We start from the raw sequence: 19,856 nt of genomic DNA, 5'->3' as shown, positions 1-19,856 counted from the left end.
GGAGTCATTCATGACCAAGACTGTTATCACCAGCGACAAAGCCCCGGCCGCCATCGGTACATATTCCCAGGCGATCAAGGCGGGTAACACCGTTTATATGTCCGGTCAGATTCCTCTGGACCCAAAAACCATGGAACTGGTTGAAGGCTTCGAAGCCCAGACCGTTCAGGTGTTCGAAAACCTGAAAGCCGTGGCCGAAGCCGCTGGCGGTTCGTTCAAGGACATCGTCAAACTGAACATCTTCCTCACCGACCTGAGCCACTTCGCCAAGGTCAACGAGATCATGGGCAAGTACTTTGACCAACCCTACCCTGCCCGCGCCGCCATCGGCGTAGCCGCCCTGCCAAAGGGTTCGCAGGTTGAAATGGATGCCATTCTGGTCATCGAGTAATACGTCCGGCGCAGTCCCAGGGCTGCGCCGATTCTGTCTTGAAAGGATTCCACCATGCGCCAAGCGCTAGCCCTCTCGCTGGTCGCCCTACTCTTGGGCGGATGTGCCAGCAACCCTGCCGACCGTGACATCAGCGGCACCTGGATCAATCAGGTGGCGATCGACGCTGCGTCCAAAGGCGGCCCCCTGCGTGAAGCGCTCCAGGCTTATGGCCCGAACCTGGAATGGGACGTCAACACCAAGGCCGGCCAGGCCCGCTACACCAACGGTTTTGAAAATGTCGAAGGCAAGCTGTTGGGCGAAGCGTCCGGCGCCTGGAAAGTCGACTTTTATGGCAGTTCTGCCAGCGAGCTGAAGCGTGATGGCAAGCAATTGACCCAGGCTGCCAGCGAGAATGAGCCAGAGCAGGTCTTCGACCGGGCGCTGATTCCCGTGCCGGATGGCGCACCGATGGGCGCGAGCTTCGAACGCGCGCTGTATTCGGCCTACATGGGTGGCAGCTGGAAAGTCGTCAGCGGCCCCGGTGAAGGCAGCACCGTGCAATTCCAGGCCGACGGCCAGGTGACCGGCCTGCCGGGTGCGGATCGCTATGCACTGTGCCTGGCGGGCGATTGCGCGTCGATGAGCAGTGGTAACGACAACATGTGGCTGCAACAGAACGGCCAGGGCAACACCTGGATCTTTGCTCGCAAGGGCAAGGAAATGGAGATTCTGCAAGCCGTGAACACCGCGCAGGCGGACGAAATGCCATCGTTCACGCCGGGTGAACGCAAGTGGTTGCTCGAGAAGCAGTAACCAGCTCTTAAGGCCCACACACAACTGAAGGAGCCGGCTTGCTGGCGATGGAGGCGTATCAGCCAACAAAGATGTTGGATGTTATGGCCTCATCGCCAGCAAGCCGGCTCCTACAGTGTGATGAGTGTCAGCAGCGCCCTTCAAGAATGGCGGCGTAACCTTCACGATAACTTGGGTACCTTGGGGTCCAGCCCAGGGCCTTCGCCCGCGCGTTACTGCACTGTTTGCTACCCGTGCGTCGCACGCTCGCATCCTCGGCCCATTCAGTCACGCCCAGGTATTCACGCAACCAATCCACCACTTCGGCCAGCGGTGCAGGCGCGTCGTCGACGCCGATGTAAACGTCATCCAGCGCCACACCACGCCGATCGGCTTCAAGCAGATACGCCAACAACCCCGCCGCGTCATCCGCGTGAATGCGGTTGCCGTACAGTGGTGGATCAATCGCCACCCGGTATCCGCGACGAACCTGAGTCAGCAGCCATTCACGGCCCGGGCCATAAATGCCGGTCAAACGCACGATGCTCGCCGGGATGCCGCTATTGAGGGCGATCTGCTCGGCTTCGAGCATCAGTCGACCCGAATAGCCGGCAGCGATGGTCGGCGATGTTTCGTCGACCCACTCGCCTTCCTGCTGGCCATACACACTGCTGCTGGAAACGAACAGCAGGCGATTGGGCACCTGTCCGTAGTCGTCCAGCCACTCAAGCACATGCTGCAAGCCCTCGACATATGCAGCACGGTAACCGGCTTCATCGTGATCGGTGGCGGCCGCGCAATAGACCAGGTAATCCACCGCACCAACCGGCCAGGTTTCCGGGCAGTCTTTGTTGAACAAGTCGCCGGCAACACCGATCACTCCCTTGGGCAGGCGCGAGACGTCACGCCGCAAGCCATGGACCTCCCACCCTGCAGCCAGCAATTGTGTGGCCAGACGACTGCCGACATCACCGCAGCCGGCGATCAAAACAGAAGGCGCGGACATCGAAAAACTCCTATCGGAAAGCCACAGACTAGCGCCGACAATGGACGAGCGGCTAGTAATGCAGGAAAAAAAGATACTCTATTACTTTTGTTAACAAGAATTACTTGCAATAATGCCCACCACTTTTGTTCTCGGCCTTCGAGGCCTGGAAGAACATCTACCGTCTTTTTCTCTCAGGTCCGGCCAGCATGACACGCAATCATTTCCCCGCTTCGCCAACCAATCGACCTCGCGCCTGGGGCGCGGTTGCTGCCCTGTTGCTCAGCCTGATGCTGGCGCCAACCGCCGCTTTCGCTGACGCACAAGCACCCGCCACCCCTGCCGCCACCGCGCCCGCTCCAGCCGAGCAAGCCGCACCGGCTGCTACCGAACCTACCCTGGCAGTCGACACTACCAGTGAAGACGCTCCGCAAGTCCTCGAAGCCGACAACTCCCTGGGCATGGCCCATGACCTGTCGCCGTGGGGCATGTACCAGAACGCCGACATCATCGTGAAAATCGTGATGATCGGCCTGGCCATCGCGTCGATCATCACCTGGACCATCTGGATCGCCAAGGGCTTCGAGCTGATGGGCGCCAAGCGTCGCCTGCGCAACGAAATCGCTCACCTGAAAAAAGCCACCACCCTCAAGGAAGCCAGCGCTTCTGCCGCCAAGGCCGGCACCCTCGCCAACCTGCTGGTTCATGACGCGCTGGAAGAAATGCGCCTGTCGACCAACAGCCGCGAGAAAGAAGGCATCAAGGAACGCGTAGCCTTCCGCCTCGAGCGCCTGGTTGCCGCCTGCGGTCGCAACATGAGCAGCGGCACCGGCGTACTCGCCACCATCGGCTCCACCGCGCCGTTCGTGGGTCTGTTCGGTACCGTGTGGGGCATCATGAACAGCTTCATCGGCATCGCCAAAACCCAGACCACCAACCTCGCCGTCGTCGCTCCCGGCATCGCCGAAGCCCTGCTGGCCACGGCGCTGGGCCTGGTGGCTGCAATTCCAGCCGTTGTGATCTACAACGTCTTCGCCCGCTCCATCGCCGGCTACAAGGCGCAAGTGTCCGACGCCTCGGCAGAAGTCCTGTTGCTGGTCAGCCGCGACCTCGACCACCAGCCTGAGCGCAGCTCGCAACCGCACATGGTGAAAGTGGGGTAATCGGCCATGGGCCTGCATTTGAAAGAAGGCGCAGACGACGATCTGGCCGAGAACCACGAAATCAACGTCACGCCGTTCATCGACGTGATGCTGGTGCTGTTGATCATCTTCATGGTGGCGGCGCCATTGGCCACCGTGGACATCAAGGTCGACCTGCCCGCCTCCAGCGCCAAACCGGCGCCACGGCCGGAGAAACCGGTGTTCCTCAGCGTCAAGGCTGACCAGCGCCTGTTCCTCGGCGAAGACGAAGTGAAGCCCGAAACACTCGGCGCCACTCTGGACGCCAAAACCCATGGCAAGAAAGACACGACGATCTTCTTCCAGGCCGATAAAGGCGTGGACTACGGCGACCTGATGAGCGTGATGGATAACCTGCGTTCCGCGGGCTACCTGAAGGTGGGTCTGGTAGGACTCGAGACGGCAGTCAAGAAATGATCACGACGCGCCATAAGCTGACGCGTTACAGCGGGAGCCTGGCCGTGGTGCTGGGCGTCCATGCGCTGGCCATTGCACTGGCAATGAACTGGACCGCGCAGCCACCCATCGAGCTGCCGCCGCAGGCGATGATGGTTGAGTTGGCGCCGGTTCCGGCCCCGCCACCGCCAGCCCCGCCGAAGGTGATAACGCCACGGCAGCCACCTGCGCCGGTGGAAGAACTGCCGATCCCGAAACTGGCTGAAGTGCCGAAGGCAGAAATCACCGTACCGAAGCCGGTCAAACCCAAGCCAAAGCCTCAACCGCCCAAGCCTGTGGAGAAAAAGCCGGAGCCTCCGAAGGAGAAACCGTCCGAGGAAAAACCGAGCGACGCGCAACCGACCCAGGCACCGACGGAGAAATCCGCACAACCGGCACCGGGCCCATCGCCCGCGCAGCAAGCGGCCAAGGCCAGCTGGCAAGGGGCCCTGCTTGCGCACTTGGCCAAGTACAAAAAGTACCCGGCCAGTGCTCAGGCGCGGGGCAAGGAAGGTTTGAACCGACTGCGCTTCGTGGTGGATGGCGAAGGCAACGTGTTGTCGTTCGAACTGGTGGGCCGCTCCGGCAACGCCGATCTGGACCGGGCGACCCTGGAAATGATCCGACGCGCCCAGCCGCTGCCCAAGCCCCCGGCCGACATGCTGAACAACGGCTCCATCGAAATTGTTGCACCGTTTGTTTATTCGCTGGAACGTCGCCGCTAATCCACCGCTGAACCATGGTGGAAGCGGCGGTGCGACGATTCGACTTGCTCGCGAAGGGGCCGTATCAGATGACATCAATGTTGGATGGCACACCGCTTTCGCGAGCAAGCCCGCTCCCACAGGAGATCTTCAGCGAGCGAAATACCTGCAAAAGGCACCCGAAAGGTGCCTTTCGCATATCCGCCAGCGGCAAACCGGCATTACCCGGTGTCACTCGACACACTCTCTCTGATAACGTGCGTCTATCGATTGCAGCCGGTATGCTTGGCCCGCAACTTCATGGACGCTCGCTATGACTCTTACAGAATTACGCTACATCGTTACCCTCGCCCAAGAGCAGCACTTCGGCCACGCGGCCGAGCGTTGCCACGTCAGCCAGCCGACCCTGTCGGTGGGCGTGAAAAAGCTTGAAGACGAACTCGGTGTGCTGATTTTCGAGCGCAGCAAGAGCGCCGTGCGCCTGACCCCGGTCGGCGAAGGCATCGTGGCCCAGGCACAAAAAGTCCTGGAACAGGCCCAAGGCATCCGCGAACTGGCCCAGGCCGGCAAGAACCAGCTGACCGCCCCGCTGAAAGTCGGCGCCATCTACACCGTCGGCCCGTACCTGTTTCCGCACCTGATTCCGCAACTGCATCGGGTCGCCCCGCAGATGCCGTTGTACATCGAAGAAAACTTCACCCACGTGCTGCGCGACAAACTGCGCAACGGCGAACTCGACGCGATCATCATCGCCCTGCCGTTCAACGAAGCCGACGTCCTGACCTTGCAGCTCTACGACGAGCCGTTCTACGTCCTGATGCCGGCCCAACACCCGTGGACACAAAAAGAATCCATCGACGCCGCCCTGCTCAACGACAAGAGCCTGCTGCTGCTCGGCGAGGGCCACTGCTTCCGTGATCAAGTGCTGGAAGCCTGCCCGACCCTGACCAAAGGCAACGACGGCGCCAAGCACACCACGGTGGAATCCAGCTCGCTGGAAACCATTCGCCACATGGTCGCCTCGGGGCTCGGGATTTCGATCCTGCCGCTCTCGGCAGTGGACAGCCATCATTACGCCCCCGGCGTGATCGAAGTACGCCCACTCACAGCACCGGTTCCGTTCCGCACTGTGGCCATCGCCTGGCGCGCGAGCTTCCCGCGTCCTAAGGCGATTGAAATTCTCGCTGACTCCATTCGCCTGTGCTCGGTGGCAAAACCGCCCGCGCCGGTGGTTGCGGCTTAAGCTGCTGTCATGACCGAGTTGTCGCAAGTGTCGGTCACGGCACTCAAGGGTGTCGGCGAGGCCATGGCCGAGAAACTGGCCAAGGTCGGCCTGGAAAATCTCCAGGACGTGCTGTTTCACCTGCCGTTGCGTTATCAGGACCGCACCCGCGTGGTCCCGATCGGTCATTTGCGCCCCGGGCAAGACGCCGTGATCGAAGGCACCGTCAGCGGCGCCGATGTGGTCATGGGTCGACGCCGCAGCCTGGTCGTGCGCTTGCAGGACGGCACTGGCGGGCTCAGCCTGCGCTTCTACCACTTCAGCAACGCCCAGAAAGAAGGCCTCAAACGCGGCACGCGAATTCGCTGCTACGGCGAAGCGCGGCCCGGTGCCTCGGGGCTGGAGATCTACCACCCGGAGTACCGCGCCATCACCGGCGACGAGCCGCCGCCGGTGGATGAAACCCTGACGCCGGTGTACCCGCTCACCGAAGGCCTGACCCAACAACGTTTGCGCCAACTGTGCATGCAAACCCTGACGATGCTCGGCCCGACCAGCCTGCCCGACTGGCTGCCGACAGAGTTGGCGCGGGACTATCAACTGGCGCCGCTGGCCGATGCGATTCGTTACTTGCATCACCCGCCCGCCGATGCCGACGTCGACGAACTGGCCCTCGGTCATCACTGGGCGCAGCACCGTCTGGCCTTTGAAGAACTGCTGACCCATCAACTGTCGCAGCAACGCCTGCGCGAGAGCATGCGTTCACTGCGTGCGCCGGCGATGCCGAAAGCCACGACGCTTCCGGCCAAGTATCTGGCCAACCTCGGCTTCGCACCGACCGGCGCCCAACAACGCGTCGGCAACGAAATCGCCTACGACCTCAGTCAGCACGAACCGATGCTGCGGCTGATTCAGGGCGACGTCGGCGCGGGTAAAACCGTGGTCGCCGCCCTCGCCGCGCTTCAGGCACTGGAAGCGGGTTACCAAGTCGCGTTGATGGCGCCGACCGAGATTCTCGCCGAGCAGCACTTCATCACCTTCAAGCGCTGGCTCGAACCGCTGGGCATTGAAGTCGCGTGGCTGGCCGGCAAGCTCAAAGGCAAGAACCGCGTGGCTGCGCTCGAGCAGATCGCCAGTGGCACGCCGATGGTGGTCGGCACTCACGCGTTGTTCCAGGACGAAGTGCAGTTCAAGAACCTCGCGTTGGTCATCATCGACGAACAGCACCGTTTCGGCGTGCAGCAACGGCTGGCATTGCGGCAGAAAGGCGTCGGCGGGCGGATGTGCCCGCATCAGCTGATCATGACCGCCACGCCGATTCCTCGGACGCTGGCCATGAGCGCCTACGCCGACCTCGACACTTCGATCCTCGACGAACTGCCACCCGGCCGAACCCCGGTGAACACCGTATTGGTCACCGACACCCGGCGCGTCGAAGTCATCGAACGGGTGCGCGGCGCCTGTGCCGAAGGGCGCCAGGCCTATTGGGTGTGCACGCTGATCGAAGAGTCGGAAGAGCTGACCTGCCAGGCCGCCGAAACCACCTTTGAGGACCTCACCGCCGCCCTCGGTGAGTTGAAGGTCGGCTTGATTCACGGCCGCATGAAGCCTGTCGAGAAAGCCGCCGTGATGGCCGAATTCAAGGCCGGCAACCTGCAACTGCTGGTCGCCACCACCGTGATCGAAGTCGGCGTGGACGTCCCCAACGCCAGCCTGATGATCATCGAAAACCCCGAACGCCTCGGCCTCGCGCAGCTGCACCAATTGCGCGGCCGTGTCGGTCGAGGCAGCGCCGCCAGCCATTGCGTGCTGCTCTACCATCCACCGCTGTCGCAAATCGGCCGTCAGCGTTTGGGCATCATGCGCGAGACCAACGACGGCTTTGTCATCGCAGAAAAAGACCTCGAACTGCGCGGCCCCGGCGAAATGCTCGGCACACGGCAAACCGGTCTGCTGCAATTCAAGGTCGCCGACCTGATGCGCGACGCCGATCTTCTACCCGCCGTGCGCGACGCCGCCCAGGCATTGCTGGAGCGCTGGCCGGATCACGTCAGCCCGCTGCTCGACCGCTGGCTGCGCCATGGGCAGCAATACGGCCAAGTGTGAGCACCGTCGCAGTTTCTGGACGATGCTTTTGACCAAGCTGGTTATACTCCTGCAATTGTTTGAATACGGATACAGACCATGACTGAAGCTGCCCTCGTCCCCGAAACCCCGCACGCTCCGTCTGTTATTCGGTTGCTGCTCGCCAAACTGGGCATCACCTACGAAGAAGTCCTCGACCACCACGGCCTCAACGCCTCACGCAAAGTGCAGGCGGTATTGCTCGACGACGCCGTGGGCGCACTGATGGTGCTGTTTCCGCAAAGCCAATTGCTCGACCTCAACCGCCTCACCGAACTGACTGGCCGCCGCCTCGCCGCCGTGTCGACCGAGCGCCTGGAAAAGATGCTCGGCAAACACAGCTTGAGCCTGCTGCCCGGCCTGCCAGCGCTGACAAGCTCGCCGTGCCTGTACGAAGAAAGCCTGCTGCGCGAACCAAAGTTGCTGATCAACTCGGGCGAGCCGGGCGTATTGCTGGAAATCACCAGCGAAGCCTTCAAGACCATGCTGACCAAGGCCAGCGCCGCTGGCTTCGGCGAAAACCTGACCAGCATCCGCCCGAACCTCGACCGCCCCGACGATGACCGCGAGGAAATCACCCAGGCCGTTCAAGCGTTCACCGCGCGGCGCATCCAGCAACGCCTGGAATCGACCATCGAAATTCCGCCGCTGGCCGAAACCGCGCAGAAAATCATCAAACTGCGCGTCGACCCCAACGCCACCATCGACGACATCACCGGCGTCGTCGAAACAGACCCGGCCCTGGCCGCACAAGTCGTGAGCTGGGCAGCGTCGCCGTACTATGCCTCGCCGGGCAAGATTCGCTCCGTTGAAGACGCCATCGTGCGGGTGCTGGGTTTCGACCTGGTGATCAACCTCGCGCTGGGCCTGGCCCTGGGCAAAACCCTCAGCCTGCCCAAAGACCACCCGCAACACACCACGCCGTACTGGCAGCAATCGATCTACACCGCCGCCGTCATCGAAGGCCTGACCCGCGCCATGCCGCGCGCCCAGCGCCCGGAAGCCGGTCTGACCTACCTTGCCGGCCTGCTGCACAACTTCGGCTACTTGCTACTGGCCCACGTGTTCCCGCCGCACTTCTCGCTGATCTGCCGCCACCTGGAGGTCAACCCGCACCTGTGCCACAGCTACGTCGAGCAACACCTGCTCGGCATCAGCCGCGAACAGATCGGCTCATGGCTGATGCGCTACTGGGACATGCCCGATGAGTTGGCCACCGCGCTGCGCTTCCAGCACGACCCGAGCTACGACGGCGCCTACGCTGAATATCCGAACCTCGTGTGCCTGTCCGTGCGCCTGCTGCGTAGCCGCGGCATCGGCTCCGGCCCGGATGAAGACATCCCCGACGCCCTGCTGGAACGCGTCGGCCTGACCCGCGACAAAGCCAACGACGTCGTCAGCAAAGTCCTCGAAGCTGAAGTGCTGCTGCGCGAACTCGCGTCGCAATTCACCCAGGCATAAAAAACCCGCTCCCACACTCGGTCAAATGTGGGAGCGGGCTTGCTCGCGAAGAATCCACCTCGGTCTACCTGACCACCTCAAACCTTGGCAACAGCCTTCGCCTTCCGCGGCTTCAAATACTTGGTCAACCCCTGAAACCAGATCACCAACGCCGGGTTGCCCTTGATCTGAATCGACTTGTCCTGAATCCCCGCCTGCTTGTTTTTCGCTCAATCCGCGGCTATCGGCCAGCTAGGACAACGAGCAAGTGCCCTGCTATGATTTGACTGCAAATAGAGGGCTTTCTGATGACCCAAACAGCTGCTGTCAGTGTTGCAAGCCAAGTCCGCAAGCTTGCAAAAGATCACATGGTCTCTGCTGATCCTGACGGCATGAGCCTCATGGCGGTGACCATTACTCGTATGGCAGGCGATGTCGTTGAGTTGGACGGCGTCGAACAATTGCTCGTAAACCTCAAGAAGAAAGGCGTTCTGAGCAAGTCTGAAACCATGGCACTGCAAGGACGCTACCTTCAGGAAAGACGCTCAAAGAAACAAAGCGCATGACTTTTGATCCGTTCGGCGACTTCGAAACGGCTGGATATCTGCAAAATTCGCTGCAACTGAAAGACCCCACTGAAGTAAAAGAGTCAGAGCATCTTTCATTCGAATTGAGCATCGAAGATGCGCTTGCCTATTTGGCCAAGAAAAAGCCAATCGATTACAAGGCAGTACTCAACGTTCACGAGATCCTGTTCTCCGGCTTCTATCACTGGGCCGGAAAAGACCGGAACGAGCTTGTCCCTCACCTGGCAGTCTTCAAGGGCTCCCTCAACGATCCCCGAAGCACCGTGTTTGAGCGCCCGGACTCCATCAAAATGTCTGTCGACTATGCGCTCAAGCTGGCGGCAGACAAGAAACGCTTCAGAGACCATCCCGGCGGGGTGATGGGCCAACTGGCTTTCGCCCACCCCTTCCTGGACGGCAACGGGCGCACGATCCTCTTGGTCTTTATGGAACTCTGCTATCGGGCCAGGTTCGCCATCGACTGGTCCAAGACAAACAAAGACGACTACCTGCGGGCACTCAGCGACGAGATCCGAGAGCCTCGTGAGGGATATCTCGATAACTACCTGAAACCGTTCATCGTCGATATATCCAGTCGCGACGACTGGCCAGCAACGATCAGCGGCATCAGGGGCCTGGATGGTCTCGACAAGGAAGGTATCACTTACGAGAGCCTGGACAATCCGGAAGTCCAGCAGATCTACAAGACGTACCGAGCCCTGCCACTCGATACCCTCGAGCCTCCTGAGCCGGATGGCTGAAGAGGCGAGCCTACTCTCGAAGAACCCCGGCGAACTGTCTGAAGGACCTATGCCTTCGGCTTGGCCTTCTTCGGCTTCAAATACTTGGTCAACCCCTGAAACCAGATCACCAACGCCGGGTTGCCCTTGATCTGAATCGACTTGTCCTGAATCCCCGTCATAAACGCCAACTGCTTGTTCTTCGCCTGCATCGTGGCAAAGCCATACGCCGCATCTTTAAAGGCAATCGCAAACGCCGGCTCGGCATACACGCCCGACTTGCTGGTAATGCGCTGATCCTTCACAAAGAAATGCCGCGCCACTTTCCCGTCCAGGGTCTGTAGCTGGAACACCAATTCCTTGTCACCCAACTGCTGCTGAAACGCAGGATTGGTCCGACTGGCCTTACCCATCAACAAACCCAGCATCCACAGAAGAAAACGAAATTTCATGCGTGCAGCCTCAAGAGAAAAATGAACGGCCGGCGCAGTGTAGCGGCTTCGAGCGAGAACGCCACTGTTGCGTAGTGTTAGAAGAAGATGCCGGTATTTTTGACGCTGATGACTACCAAGTCATTGACTAAACGACTCTGTTTAAAAGCCGTGCTCTTTTGAGCTTTCTACGCTCGGGTCTATCGGACATTTCCTTCAACATGTGGCGCTGTTCATGAACTAGGCAGCCATAGGCTTCACCGATAGTCTCTCTTCGTCGCCGCAAAATCGGTGACACGGACGTGCAAGTCCGAACCCAGGTGCGCAATTGCTTATGGCTATTCGTCGAGCGTTTTCCTATGCTCGCGGGTCGTTATGGCGGCTGTGCGTCGGAGACCTTCGGGTCTGCCGGTTCCTGGATCGGTCTTGCACACCAACGCACAGCTGCCACCTCTTTCGAAGTGCAAAGCGAAACGGTGTCAGTCTCTTAACTCCAGGAGCTACATCAATGATCAAGCCAACTCCGAATCCCCCAGAACACGAAGCCACATCCCCCTACGAATCCTTCGACTCCAAAAAACTCCACGAAGCCGCCGAGCGCGCCCTCGACCATCACCTCGGCACACCACCGGATCAAAAATCCAAACGTCGCAACGGCGACCTCTTTAGCGTCTGCCCCGACATCAACACTGAAACCCTGCTCGCCAATGCCTCGGAAGACCTCTTGTCCATCAGCGCCATCGCCGCCAATCTAGCCGACGGCGTGGACGGCTCACGCCGCTCCGTAGCCCTGGCGCTCAGCCGCATGGCCGACGGGGTGCATTTGCTGGTTGAGCGAGCGCTGGATCATCTGGATGAACCGGAAATGGCGGCGATTTTCGCCAAGCAACAAAGCCGAGCCAGCTGACCTGTAGGAGCCGGCTTGCTGGCGATGGCGGCGCATCAATCGACGTAAAAAAGGGGACTTGGCGTCCCCTTTCTCGATAATCCCTGACTCGACAGCCTGTCTCGGGCGGCGAGTTCAGACCTGTCATTTTTTTAGCGGTTCATGGGTAACTGAAAACGCATTCGTACAGCGCAATAGGCGAGGTCTTCGCGCAACATGCGGAAACTCATGTCGCACTGCGCATCGGCGTATTGCTTCCAAACCGGATCGTCGAATTCAACTCCGCCTAGCAGGTTGATCGAGGCCTTTAGGCCGTTTTCTCGATCCTGCCCTGCCATCAACGATGCAGCTTTGTAAAAGCCATCATTCGGCAGCCCTGTCTGTAGATAAATGAGCTCACCCAACCGGGCATTGGTTGCACGCGCCAAACACGCAAGCTTCTCGATGGGCGCCTCCGCTCCCGGCAAAGCGGACTGATAGATATCCTCGCAATACGCTTCTTTAAAGCGCACCCATTTTCTTTGCACATCGATCAGTTGCTTCTTGTCTGCGGGAGACAAACTGGCCATTGCCGTCTTGTATTGCTCATTCAAGACGGCATCGACTTTCTCGAGGCTTTGCTGACCGCAAGTGATCAAATCGGGATTGGTGAAGCTGTCGTGGTTGCAGGTTTCCTGGGCATTCGCCGAGATCATCGACGCCGCTAAAACGAAGCCCGTCAACGCCATCGCAAACCTCTTAAGTGTTGTGTTCACTGCTGGGCCCCTACGCTACTGCCAAGCTCCAGTTTCTGATTCGCCACAGCCTGCTCGCCCATTACTCCACCGCTCCTTTACTACGCTCAGCCACTCGATCAGGAATCTTCGACCCCTTGCCTGCGCTGGTCATCAACGAGGCATATTGCTTGTAAGCCTGCGCCGCCCGCACCTTATCTTTCACGCCCCAGTAACTATCCGCGAGATTCAGATAGGCAACTGTTCTGCCGGGGCTTCTGGCAATAACCGCGTTCAACAACTCAATGGATTCTTCGTAATAGCCGGACTCGCCCAATAGAAAACCGACGTCGTTAGACCAGCTTGGCGATTGAGCGAAGTCATACTTTTGCGCGATGTAACTGTGCGGATAGCAGTGGCCTTCGCCCCCATCCATCAGAAAATTCGCCATCACCGTCGAAACGGCCTCTTTCTGCCCTTTTCGATACAGCACCAGCGCTTGGTCGAGCTGGTACGCGATATCCGACATCATCAGTTTTTTGTAGCCCTCGGCGGGTCGCTTAACGTGCAGGTCATGCAACTGCTCAAACACCTTGCGCCCATCGAACGACGACAACGAGGTTTCGCCGATCATGCTTTTGGGTACTTCTTCAACACTGACTACCGAGCGATCACAGGACTCGTTGTTGGTTACCTGCACTAGGCTACTCAGCTCAAACTGTTTTGAGTTTTAGTTGTAGCGGAACACCAGATTGAAGTTGTAAACGCCGTTATCTTCTTCGTTACTGACCAGTACAAGCGCGTCCCCTGCTTCAGCGGAAGACTGCTTGACTGACACGGGCTCCCCTTGCATATCGACAACCGTAAGCACACCTGCCGGACTGTTGATCACGTTGATACTGAAGCCTTCACTCATGGCCGCCGAGTATTGGCTTTTGATTAACGGTATCGCTTTGGATGTATCCAGCAGAATGTCGTCGCTGGCCCCAGGCTCAGGCGCGATCAGCAGTCGGTGATAAGCTTCATCGGTATCACCAGTCAGCACAAACACGTTTTGACGTGATGCATCACCCATTAAACTGACCGGAATCTTCTTGATAACCTGCGGAGTAGCGAGCGCAGGCGAAAGCGACAGAGTGACTTGGCACGCTAACGCGCAAACAAAGCACCAAAAAAAAAGTTTCACTGTCTTCAATTCCTTAATTCAACCAGTTCAAATCCCAGCGACAAAGGGGACAGCTACAGGAGAAAAATTTATTTATAGTCACAACTAGCCTGATAAATAAATTTTTAAGAGGTGTGAACGGGACGGACTAGAAAATAAATCCGCCCCAACTCCCTTTAACCTCACTTATCTTGACTCACCTTCATACAGCTTCGTTTCTGGATTGAAGCGCCAAAGATGAGGAGTAGTCAGCGGCTTTCCATCTCTGTGCATAATTTGATCTTGCTTATCTCTATTATAAGAATAGATTTTAATATCTTTATATGGAGTATTTTCTGGATGGCCATCTAGAACTTTTACATCTGCAAAGTAATCGCCTCCCACATTCCTCAGAAAACCTTGGCACTGGACTAAAAATCCGTAAGTAAAATCACCACTAGAACCTGCACTAGAATATGAAAGAAAAATAAAGTCCTTCACGCCATCACCATTGAAGTCTTCGTTATAGACGATTTTCCCTTCCTCGATTGAAAATTTCTCGCCCTCAACCCGTGAAAGCATATCGATTGTGCGTGAGTCCTCGGTCCATTGGGACAAAAAATGCTTAGGCCCTTCCGTGGGATAACAAACATCGATAGGGGCAGCGCGAGCAGCAGTAGCAAAGAAGGCAAGCAAGAAAAAATACTTAATATTAATTCTCCAATATAAACGAATTTCTAAAAAGGTAGCGAATGCTAAATTTCCCTCATACATAAACCCGCCCCAATTTTTATCCTTGCATGCGGATCTCAGAGAGGGCCGATGTTGGTGTTATCCATGAAAGAGATCCAGCCTAGCTATTTTCACTAAAGGCAAGCAATCTCCCGAGGAGCTGTATAAAAATAAAGCTACCTTTACTAATTCAAACGCTCCTCAACTCGCTTAGGTATTTTACTTGCTATACCTTTCTTTCTCATCGCATCGCGATATTCAGCATAGTATGGCTTCGCCTCATCATGCTTTCCAAGTGCCCAGAGAGAGTCAGCAACATTAAGCTTCAAGGGCACTCTGGCCGCCACAACAGCCAATAAGCGATTATAAATCTGCATTGCCAAAAGGTGCTCGCCACCTTGGGCAAAGTAGAATGCAATGTCATTATATTCAGATATATTTTTTTCAGGTTGATAGCACGCCATATAGGAGGGAACTCCCATGAAAATAGAGTCTCTTAATGTACTAGCGCGCGACTCATTCTCAGACACGCCAACCACGTCAGAGATTAGTTGCTTCGGAGAAATCCCCCCCTTAGAAAATTCGAAAACCCCTCCTTCCGCACTTTTCCATTTGTTGTTCAGCCATGCGCCGTCACATTGCTGAACTGAACCCACATTTTTGACACAGCCAGTTTCCAGTAAAACCATATCGCAGTATGCCTGAGAGGAAATTATTTCATTCCCTTCACCATCGACTACTTCTCCGGCATTTGTTCGCTGTATTATCACATATTTTTTATCGCCAGAGACAAGACCTATATCTGAGTTTGCAACGACGCCATCTTCAGAACCCGCCAATTTAGTTGGGAGCGAGTATATGCTGAACCTATCTGTGGCGGCTTGATATTGCACATCATTCCACCCCCCATACTTCTCTTCATAATTCTTAAAGCTTAAAGAACCGCCTTGAGAACCGACAATTTTTAACGGTTGTGTATCGGCATAACTCGTACCAGCGAGCAAAAATACCAAACACGTGACCATATAGCATTTATTAAACACTTACTGCCACCTTTAGTTTGGTGTACCGCCCCACCTAGAGTTGTCATTTCGTTACGACCGGGACCGTAAATATCAGTAATTTCGCGCTCGTAGCTAGCACGACTGTTTCCCCAAGCAGTTATATTTTCACTAACAGTAGGATTTTCAGAGAAGAACTGACAAAGGGATAAGCTTATTTTATCCCCAACTAAAAAAAATAAGTATACCCCTCTGTCTAACTGTTATTTATTAGTAGGTTCAACGTAATAAGTCTCAGCGTGCTTAAGCAACGACAGAAAGCTTCTCCTCACCTCTTTCGTGTCCTTTTCCTCGCCACATGTTTCTATAAAAAAAACATGATCCCTGCCCGCCTCAAATGATGTGGTAAAACAGACGGCACCTAAAAAATATACGCCCTCTACCCCAGACCAATTGCTACCAGAGTACAGGTTTGCTTTTGATAGCGGATGCGATCCAGTTCCAACTTTCAATCCGTCTTTCTCTTGCACATAATCGCCAGCTATTGCGTCCGCCAGAGTCATATCTTCGCAGCCGACCTTAATATCCCGCACCCTACCGTCTTTATATTTGTATTTAACAATAGTCTCGCCTTCACTTGTTTTCCCAGATGAGAAACCAGCGAAATCTTTTACCTTCATCACACAACCATTGCTTTCAACAACAAGATTCTCTCCAGCGTTCGCCAGAAAAAACGAGGACAATAAATACAAAGCGGCGACTTTAATCACTGTCTCTGCCTCTTAATAAATGAAGAAAAATGGGACAGATTTATTTATCGGCGACCGCACCACAAAGTGCCGAGCGCAACTAAACAAATCCATTCCCTTTTCCCTTTTTCGTTAAAGACTAGAAGAAGCTTCAGAGCGCTCAAATACTCGCGATGGAATTTTCGACTTTTTGTTTACCGACAGCATGAGTTTTTTATATTCAGAATATTGTTTTACGGCATCATTTTTATTGCCAACCGCCCAGTTTGAATCCGCCAAATTCAACCAAGCAACCGCTCTATTTGGCTGAGCAGTTACGATATCTTTTAGAAGCGGGATCGATTCCGCTGCTTGATTATTCTCCTGTAGAAAATAGGCATAATCATTTATCGCTGATACAACTACATCAGCCAATTCTTTGTCAGCCAGCCAAGCAGACTTATAATTTTCCGCATAAGCAGAAAGCCCGATGATCGCCTCCTCTTTTTTTCCTCTTTTAAACAACGACAGAGCATTGGCGTGAGCGAGACCAATCATTTCCGAATAAACAATTTTATGTTTCTTGTCATTGAGCAGAATCTTTCCATAGCGATTAACCAGACTATTATCTAATGCACAAATACCCACATCATCCACATCAGTTATAACTATCGCTGCGAAATCACTCTCAACGTTTATTTTTTTTCCCTGCGCTTGTTCTTCACTATAGCTGTTTATACCCGTGCTAACTGGAAAGAGGTTACCTTTAAAGCCTCCTTCTACAGCTGTTAAACTTGCTGCGATTACGCAACTACCTGACGTAGCCTGCCCATTATCGTTTCCCCCAGCAAGAACTAGCAACGAAGTACGTCCTTGCACCTCCGTTAAAGCTGCACTTCCTGAATCGGAAACGTAAAGCGCCAAACTGTTTTGAGCCATTGAAATACTGGCAAAAAGCACTGCAACAGCAAACATCAAAATATTAGTAGCCGCTTTCATCTTTCAATCGCCCCTGTGCTTTCGCTTTTTCTGAAACAAATCGGTCTGCTACGCCCTGTTGCACTGCAATGGAATTTTTCGAAAAATAGTACAACTGACCATCTGACGTACCTCCTACAATTTTTCTGCCTCGCTCATTATAGATAGCATCAATTAGTTTTTCGTCGTAAGCCTTGGTTTCTTCGTGCGGTATTCCCAGGCCATCTATCGCTTTTACAATTATTGAAGCGCCCGGTCCTTGCTGAACTGCTGTCGACCAAACCACATCATTTATAGTGTGTGAGTGATATCTCAAATCGATCCCAGCATCACTAATAATTTTTTGAATCTGAATATCAAAGTGAGAAACCTTGATGAATTCGTGCTCCACATCGACAAATTCCTGCCCTTTTGTTTCCACCAGCTCCTTCCATTTACTGGTGAATGCCGCAGAGCCAGGAGTCAATCCAGAGAATTCGCTTGTCCATGGCATGCCGCTCCAATTCACAAACTTCTTAACCGTCCCGCCGTTAGTCACAGTAAAAGAACCGTCAGGGTTCTTTATCTTGACTTGACTGGTCATCTGATAAGCACCATAGGATACTCCCCCCGCATCCCCAGCCCCGCCAGATACAGTAATTGATCCGCGCCCTCCGGTTTCGTAATGACTAGATAGGGTACCTAAATCGTAGTCTCTTCTCATCCGCGAAACATAAAAATTCCCCAATAGCCCGACTGGATGAAAATGCCACACATTACCGTCACCTGTTATGGCTTGTTTGCTTGCCAACTGGGCCCACCATGATAATTTTTCGATCCGTTTCTTCTCCACTATCCAGTCGGGATTAACAACACCCGAAGAGTCTTTCATAAGTGGATCAAGCTCTGACCATTTACCTTCATTCCAAAGCCATTCACTTTCATACTTACTAATCAATTGTGAAATCGGTTGAGCAAACCAGAATTTCGCAAGAGCCGATTTTATTTCTTCAACGGACAGCTTTGTGTCGGAGTCAGTATCGATAGTTTTATAGAGCCACTCACGTATCGGACCTCCATCAGCAATGTTCAACTGGGCGCTATAATTCGGAATTTCTTCCTCAGTCAAAGCACCCTGGGCGTCTAAATGACCAGCTAGGTTTTCTACGTTACTTACCGTCTCGGTTAGGTACTGAAAGCCAATCCATTCCCAACCACTATGCCTGGTGGTGATCAACGTCTGCTCGTGAAGCCAGCCATCTAGAGGCCGACCTGCTTCATCGGCAAATTTTTTATCAACCCGCCACCAGAGACTTTCAGCGCCTGCTGTACCGCCTCCTACTTTTATTTTTCGATCTGCCGACATTCGGCTAAGAACGTCAACCGGAATAATCGTATTAAAGCCTACTTTAGGTGAAGAGGGCGAAGCTATTGGAGGGTGCGCATTGTTAATGCCGTCAGCATGGGAGACTACCTGACTAGCTTCTTTATGGATCATAATTAGTTTTTTCTGATCCTCTGGAAATGCTGCACCTATAGGTTTACAACTTTCAATAAATGCTGGTACGTCATCACTACTAAACACCTCAAGATGTAAGACGCTCTTACTAGTGGCATCTCCATTATTCTTATACTTGCCAGCGTGCCCTATTCTCTCCCCGGCCTTAATTTTTACTGGTACGGGAAGAACACAAACCTCACCCCAAGGTTTCTGAGGCTCATTTAACTCTTCTAAAGACGCTGCAAAAATTTTCCCCAGTCCCGCGGGGTTTATATTACTCGCAAGTTTTGGAAAGGCTTCGCCAGCTACAATTTCCACCAATTTTTTATACTGCCCCGGCCCACTAACTACTTTTACCTGTGTGCCAGCGGGGAGGAACGAAATAACCTGCCCTGTAGCCAAGTCGCGAATATTGGCACCATTTTTATACTCTGGGACTGGGTCCTTCGCTTCTTTGTCAATGAGGTATTGATCACCGGAAACGTGGTGCATTTCCTTCTTGAAAACCCATCCCATATTTTGCGCTAACCCTGAAACAGGTGGGGATACACTTACAATTTCCAACCATTTTTGAGTTGCCGGAGCAGCCTTGGTCGTTACCGCGGTTCCTCTGGGCAACACGGCCAATTCGGCGGACTGAGACGATTTATCGGCGCGCACACGAAGCCCCAGCAACGCGTCAGGTGCATTGGCTTTGACTGAAGACAGACCTCCTCCCCAGTAAGCCGGCCGCTTAAGTGAAGGATTTTCTTGATATGTCTTCCAGTCCAGCAGGTGCATATAAAGGCTGTAGAAAGTAAGTCTTGGACCCGAAGCCGCATTTCCCGCTGCGGACGGCGTAGTAGCCGCATTCACGGCTGGCGGCGTTAAAACGTGTTTCACCAGAACAAAACCAGTAGAAAAAGGAGATGCCGGGCTTCCTGAATAATCTGAAGTTGGATAGATCTCATCAATACGGTATGCAACGACTTCACCATCAGCTATGCACCTGACTTCGGTTAAATCAGTTACTAAACCAGTACCTTCGTCGAAATGAATCCCCCCATGCCAAAGACCGTTGCTTCCTACAGGATAGAAACCCGCCTTAGCTTTGGCTAAAGCGTCGTAATACTGCTGCGGATCGGTCGCTTCTGCAGCCCCAACTTTCAGCGGATACGCCCATTTCTCTACTTTGCTTGTTGTTGTCTCAGTCATTACCAAT

At 54.8% G+C, this 19,856-nt stretch carries 21 protein-coding genes and 1 pseudogene; 11 read left to right on the top strand and 11 right to left on the bottom strand.

The window, feature by feature from the left end; translation table 11 throughout:
* The first annotated feature begins 10 nt into the window (after positions 1 to 10).
* Both ridA and PMI01S_RS01890 read left to right on the top strand, forming a co-directional pair.
* Positions 11 to 391 carry a deaminase RidA gene (gene ridA / locus PMI01S_RS01895; protein WP_003229509.1) on the top strand — a complete coding sequence of 127 codons (381 nt, stop codon included), beginning with the start codon at positions 11 to 13 and terminating at the stop codon, positions 389 to 391.
* Between the two features lie 54 nt (positions 392 to 445).
* On the top strand, positions 446 to 1,186 hold the full coding sequence (locus PMI01S_RS01890) for a hypothetical protein (RefSeq protein ID WP_084317761.1): 741 nt from the start codon (positions 446 to 448) through the stop codon (positions 1,184 to 1,186).
* Positions 1,187 to 1,313: 127 nt separating this feature from the next.
* On the opposite strand, the gene PMI01S_RS01885 is transcribed toward PMI01S_RS01890, so the two are convergent.
* Positions 1,314 to 2,171 carry an SDR family oxidoreductase gene (locus tag PMI01S_RS01885; protein ID WP_084317760.1) on the bottom strand — a complete coding sequence of 286 codons (858 nt, stop codon included), beginning with the start codon at positions 2,169 to 2,171 and terminating at the stop codon, positions 1,314 to 1,316.
* A gap of 188 nt (positions 2,172 to 2,359) precedes the next feature.
* Here PMI01S_RS01885 and exbB point away from each other — a divergent pair, with 188 nt between their 5' ends.
* The 6 genes from exbB (at position 2,360) to PMI01S_RS01855 (ending at position 9,277) form a co-directional block, all read left to right on the top strand.
* Entirely contained in the window at positions 2,360 to 3,313 is a 954-nt protein-coding gene (exbB, locus tag PMI01S_RS01880) for a tonB-system energizer ExbB (protein ID WP_084317814.1), read from the top strand.
* Between the two features lie 6 nt (positions 3,314 to 3,319).
* Positions 3,320 to 3,748: a TonB system transport protein ExbD gene (gene exbD / locus PMI01S_RS01875; RefSeq protein ID WP_084317759.1), complete on the top strand. Its 429-nt coding sequence runs from the start codon at positions 3,320 to 3,322 to the stop codon at positions 3,746 to 3,748.
* Entirely contained in the window at positions 3,745 to 4,491 is a 747-nt protein-coding gene (locus tag PMI01S_RS01870; protein ID WP_084317758.1) for an energy transducer TonB family protein, read from the top strand. The genes exbD and PMI01S_RS01870 overlap by 4 nt, the downstream gene beginning before the upstream one ends.
* Positions 4,492 to 4,783: 292 nt before the next feature.
* Positions 4,784 to 5,713, top strand: a complete 930-nt coding sequence (locus PMI01S_RS01865; RefSeq protein ID WP_084317757.1) for a hydrogen peroxide-inducible genes activator — start codon at positions 4,784 to 4,786, stop codon at positions 5,711 to 5,713.
* A gap of 9 nt (positions 5,714 to 5,722) precedes the next feature.
* Positions 5,723 to 7,798, top strand: a complete 2,076-nt coding sequence (gene recG, locus PMI01S_RS01860) for an ATP-dependent DNA helicase RecG (RefSeq protein ID WP_084317756.1) — start codon at positions 5,723 to 5,725, stop codon at positions 7,796 to 7,798.
* 78 nt (positions 7,799 to 7,876) lie between these two features.
* Positions 7,877 to 9,277, top strand: a complete 1,401-nt coding sequence (locus PMI01S_RS01855; RefSeq protein WP_084317755.1) for an aminoacyl-tRNA deacylase and HDOD domain-containing protein — start codon at positions 7,877 to 7,879, stop codon at positions 9,275 to 9,277.
* A 77-nt stretch (positions 9,278 to 9,354) separates the two neighbouring features.
* Here PMI01S_RS01855 and PMI01S_RS01850 read toward each other — a convergent pair.
* A pseudogene (locus PMI01S_RS01850) lies at positions 9,355 to 9,468 on the bottom strand (helicase); the annotation flags it as partial.
* A gap of 96 nt (positions 9,469 to 9,564) precedes the next feature.
* Here PMI01S_RS01850 and PMI01S_RS01845 point away from each other — a divergent pair.
* Together PMI01S_RS01845 and PMI01S_RS01840 are read left to right on the top strand one after the other, a co-directional pair.
* Positions 9,565 to 9,822 carry a hypothetical protein gene (locus PMI01S_RS01845; RefSeq protein WP_084317754.1) on the top strand — a complete coding sequence of 86 codons (258 nt, stop codon included), beginning with the start codon at positions 9,565 to 9,567 and terminating at the stop codon, positions 9,820 to 9,822.
* Complete coding sequence (locus tag PMI01S_RS01840; protein WP_084317753.1) at positions 9,819 to 10,583, top strand: Fic/DOC family protein; 765 nt, start codon at positions 9,819 to 9,821, stop codon at positions 10,581 to 10,583. The genes PMI01S_RS01845 and PMI01S_RS01840 overlap by 4 nt, the downstream gene beginning before the upstream one ends.
* A 47-nt stretch (positions 10,584 to 10,630) precedes the next feature.
* Here PMI01S_RS01840 and PMI01S_RS01835 read toward each other — a convergent pair whose 3' ends face one another.
* The gene (locus PMI01S_RS01835; RefSeq protein ID WP_084317752.1) at positions 10,631 to 11,014 is read right to left on the bottom strand and encodes a helicase; all 384 of its coding nucleotides are present in this window, start codon (positions 11,012 to 11,014) and stop codon (positions 10,631 to 10,633) included.
* 487 nt (positions 11,015 to 11,501) lie between these two features.
* Between PMI01S_RS01835 and PMI01S_RS01830 the strand changes: the two genes are divergently transcribed.
* A complete protein-coding gene (locus tag PMI01S_RS01830) occupies positions 11,502 to 11,900 on the top strand; it encodes a DUF6124 family protein (protein WP_084317751.1) in 399 nt (132 codons plus the stop codon).
* Between the two features lie 131 nt (positions 11,901 to 12,031).
* On the opposite strand, the gene PMI01S_RS01825 is transcribed toward PMI01S_RS01830, so the two are convergent.
* From PMI01S_RS01825 to PMI01S_RS31830, 8 genes are all read right to left on the bottom strand, one after another.
* Positions 12,032 to 12,607 carry a lysozyme inhibitor LprI family protein gene (locus PMI01S_RS01825; protein ID WP_084317750.1) on the bottom strand — a complete coding sequence of 192 codons (576 nt, stop codon included), beginning with the start codon at positions 12,605 to 12,607 and terminating at the stop codon, positions 12,032 to 12,034.
* A gap of 88 nt (positions 12,608 to 12,695) precedes the next feature.
* Positions 12,696 to 13,226: a hypothetical protein gene (locus PMI01S_RS31920; RefSeq protein WP_235864451.1), complete on the bottom strand. Its 531-nt coding sequence runs from the start codon at positions 13,224 to 13,226 to the stop codon at positions 12,696 to 12,698.
* A 96-nt stretch (positions 13,227 to 13,322) separates the two neighbouring features.
* Positions 13,323 to 13,778 carry a hypothetical protein gene (locus tag PMI01S_RS31915; protein WP_235864452.1) on the bottom strand — a complete coding sequence of 152 codons (456 nt, stop codon included), beginning with the start codon at positions 13,776 to 13,778 and terminating at the stop codon, positions 13,323 to 13,325.
* 165 nt (positions 13,779 to 13,943) lie between these two features.
* Positions 13,944 to 14,510 (bottom strand): hypothetical protein, encoded by a 567-nt coding sequence (locus PMI01S_RS01815; protein WP_084317749.1) that lies wholly within the window; start codon positions 14,508 to 14,510, stop codon positions 13,944 to 13,946.
* A gap of 143 nt (positions 14,511 to 14,653) precedes the next feature.
* Positions 14,654 to 15,481 carry a tetratricopeptide repeat protein gene (locus PMI01S_RS01810; RefSeq protein ID WP_235864453.1) on the bottom strand — a complete coding sequence of 276 codons (828 nt, stop codon included), beginning with the start codon at positions 15,479 to 15,481 and terminating at the stop codon, positions 14,654 to 14,656.
* Between the two features lie 251 nt (positions 15,482 to 15,732).
* Positions 15,733 to 16,239, bottom strand: coding sequence for a hypothetical protein (locus PMI01S_RS01805; protein ID WP_139273134.1), 507 nt, complete (start codon positions 16,237 to 16,239; stop codon positions 15,733 to 15,735).
* A gap of 111 nt (positions 16,240 to 16,350) precedes the next feature.
* On the bottom strand, positions 16,351 to 17,196 hold the full coding sequence (locus tag PMI01S_RS01800) for a tetratricopeptide repeat protein (protein WP_084317746.1): 846 nt from the start codon (positions 17,194 to 17,196) through the stop codon (positions 16,351 to 16,353).
* A complete protein-coding gene (locus PMI01S_RS31830) occupies positions 17,180 to 19,849 on the bottom strand; it encodes a VgrG-related protein (protein WP_139273136.1) in 2,670 nt (889 codons plus the stop codon). The genes PMI01S_RS01800 and PMI01S_RS31830 overlap by 17 nt, the downstream gene beginning before the upstream one ends.
* Positions 19,850 to 19,856 lie beyond the last annotated feature (7 nt).

Origin of the sequence: Pseudomonas migulae NBRC 103157 (genome assembly GCF_002091715.1) — a bacterium.
GTDB lineage: Bacteria > Pseudomonadota > Gammaproteobacteria > Pseudomonadales > Pseudomonadaceae > Aquipseudomonas > Aquipseudomonas migulae_A.
The sequence above is the reverse complement of the archived record's forward strand: the minus strand, read 5'-3'. Positions and strand labels throughout refer to the sequence as shown.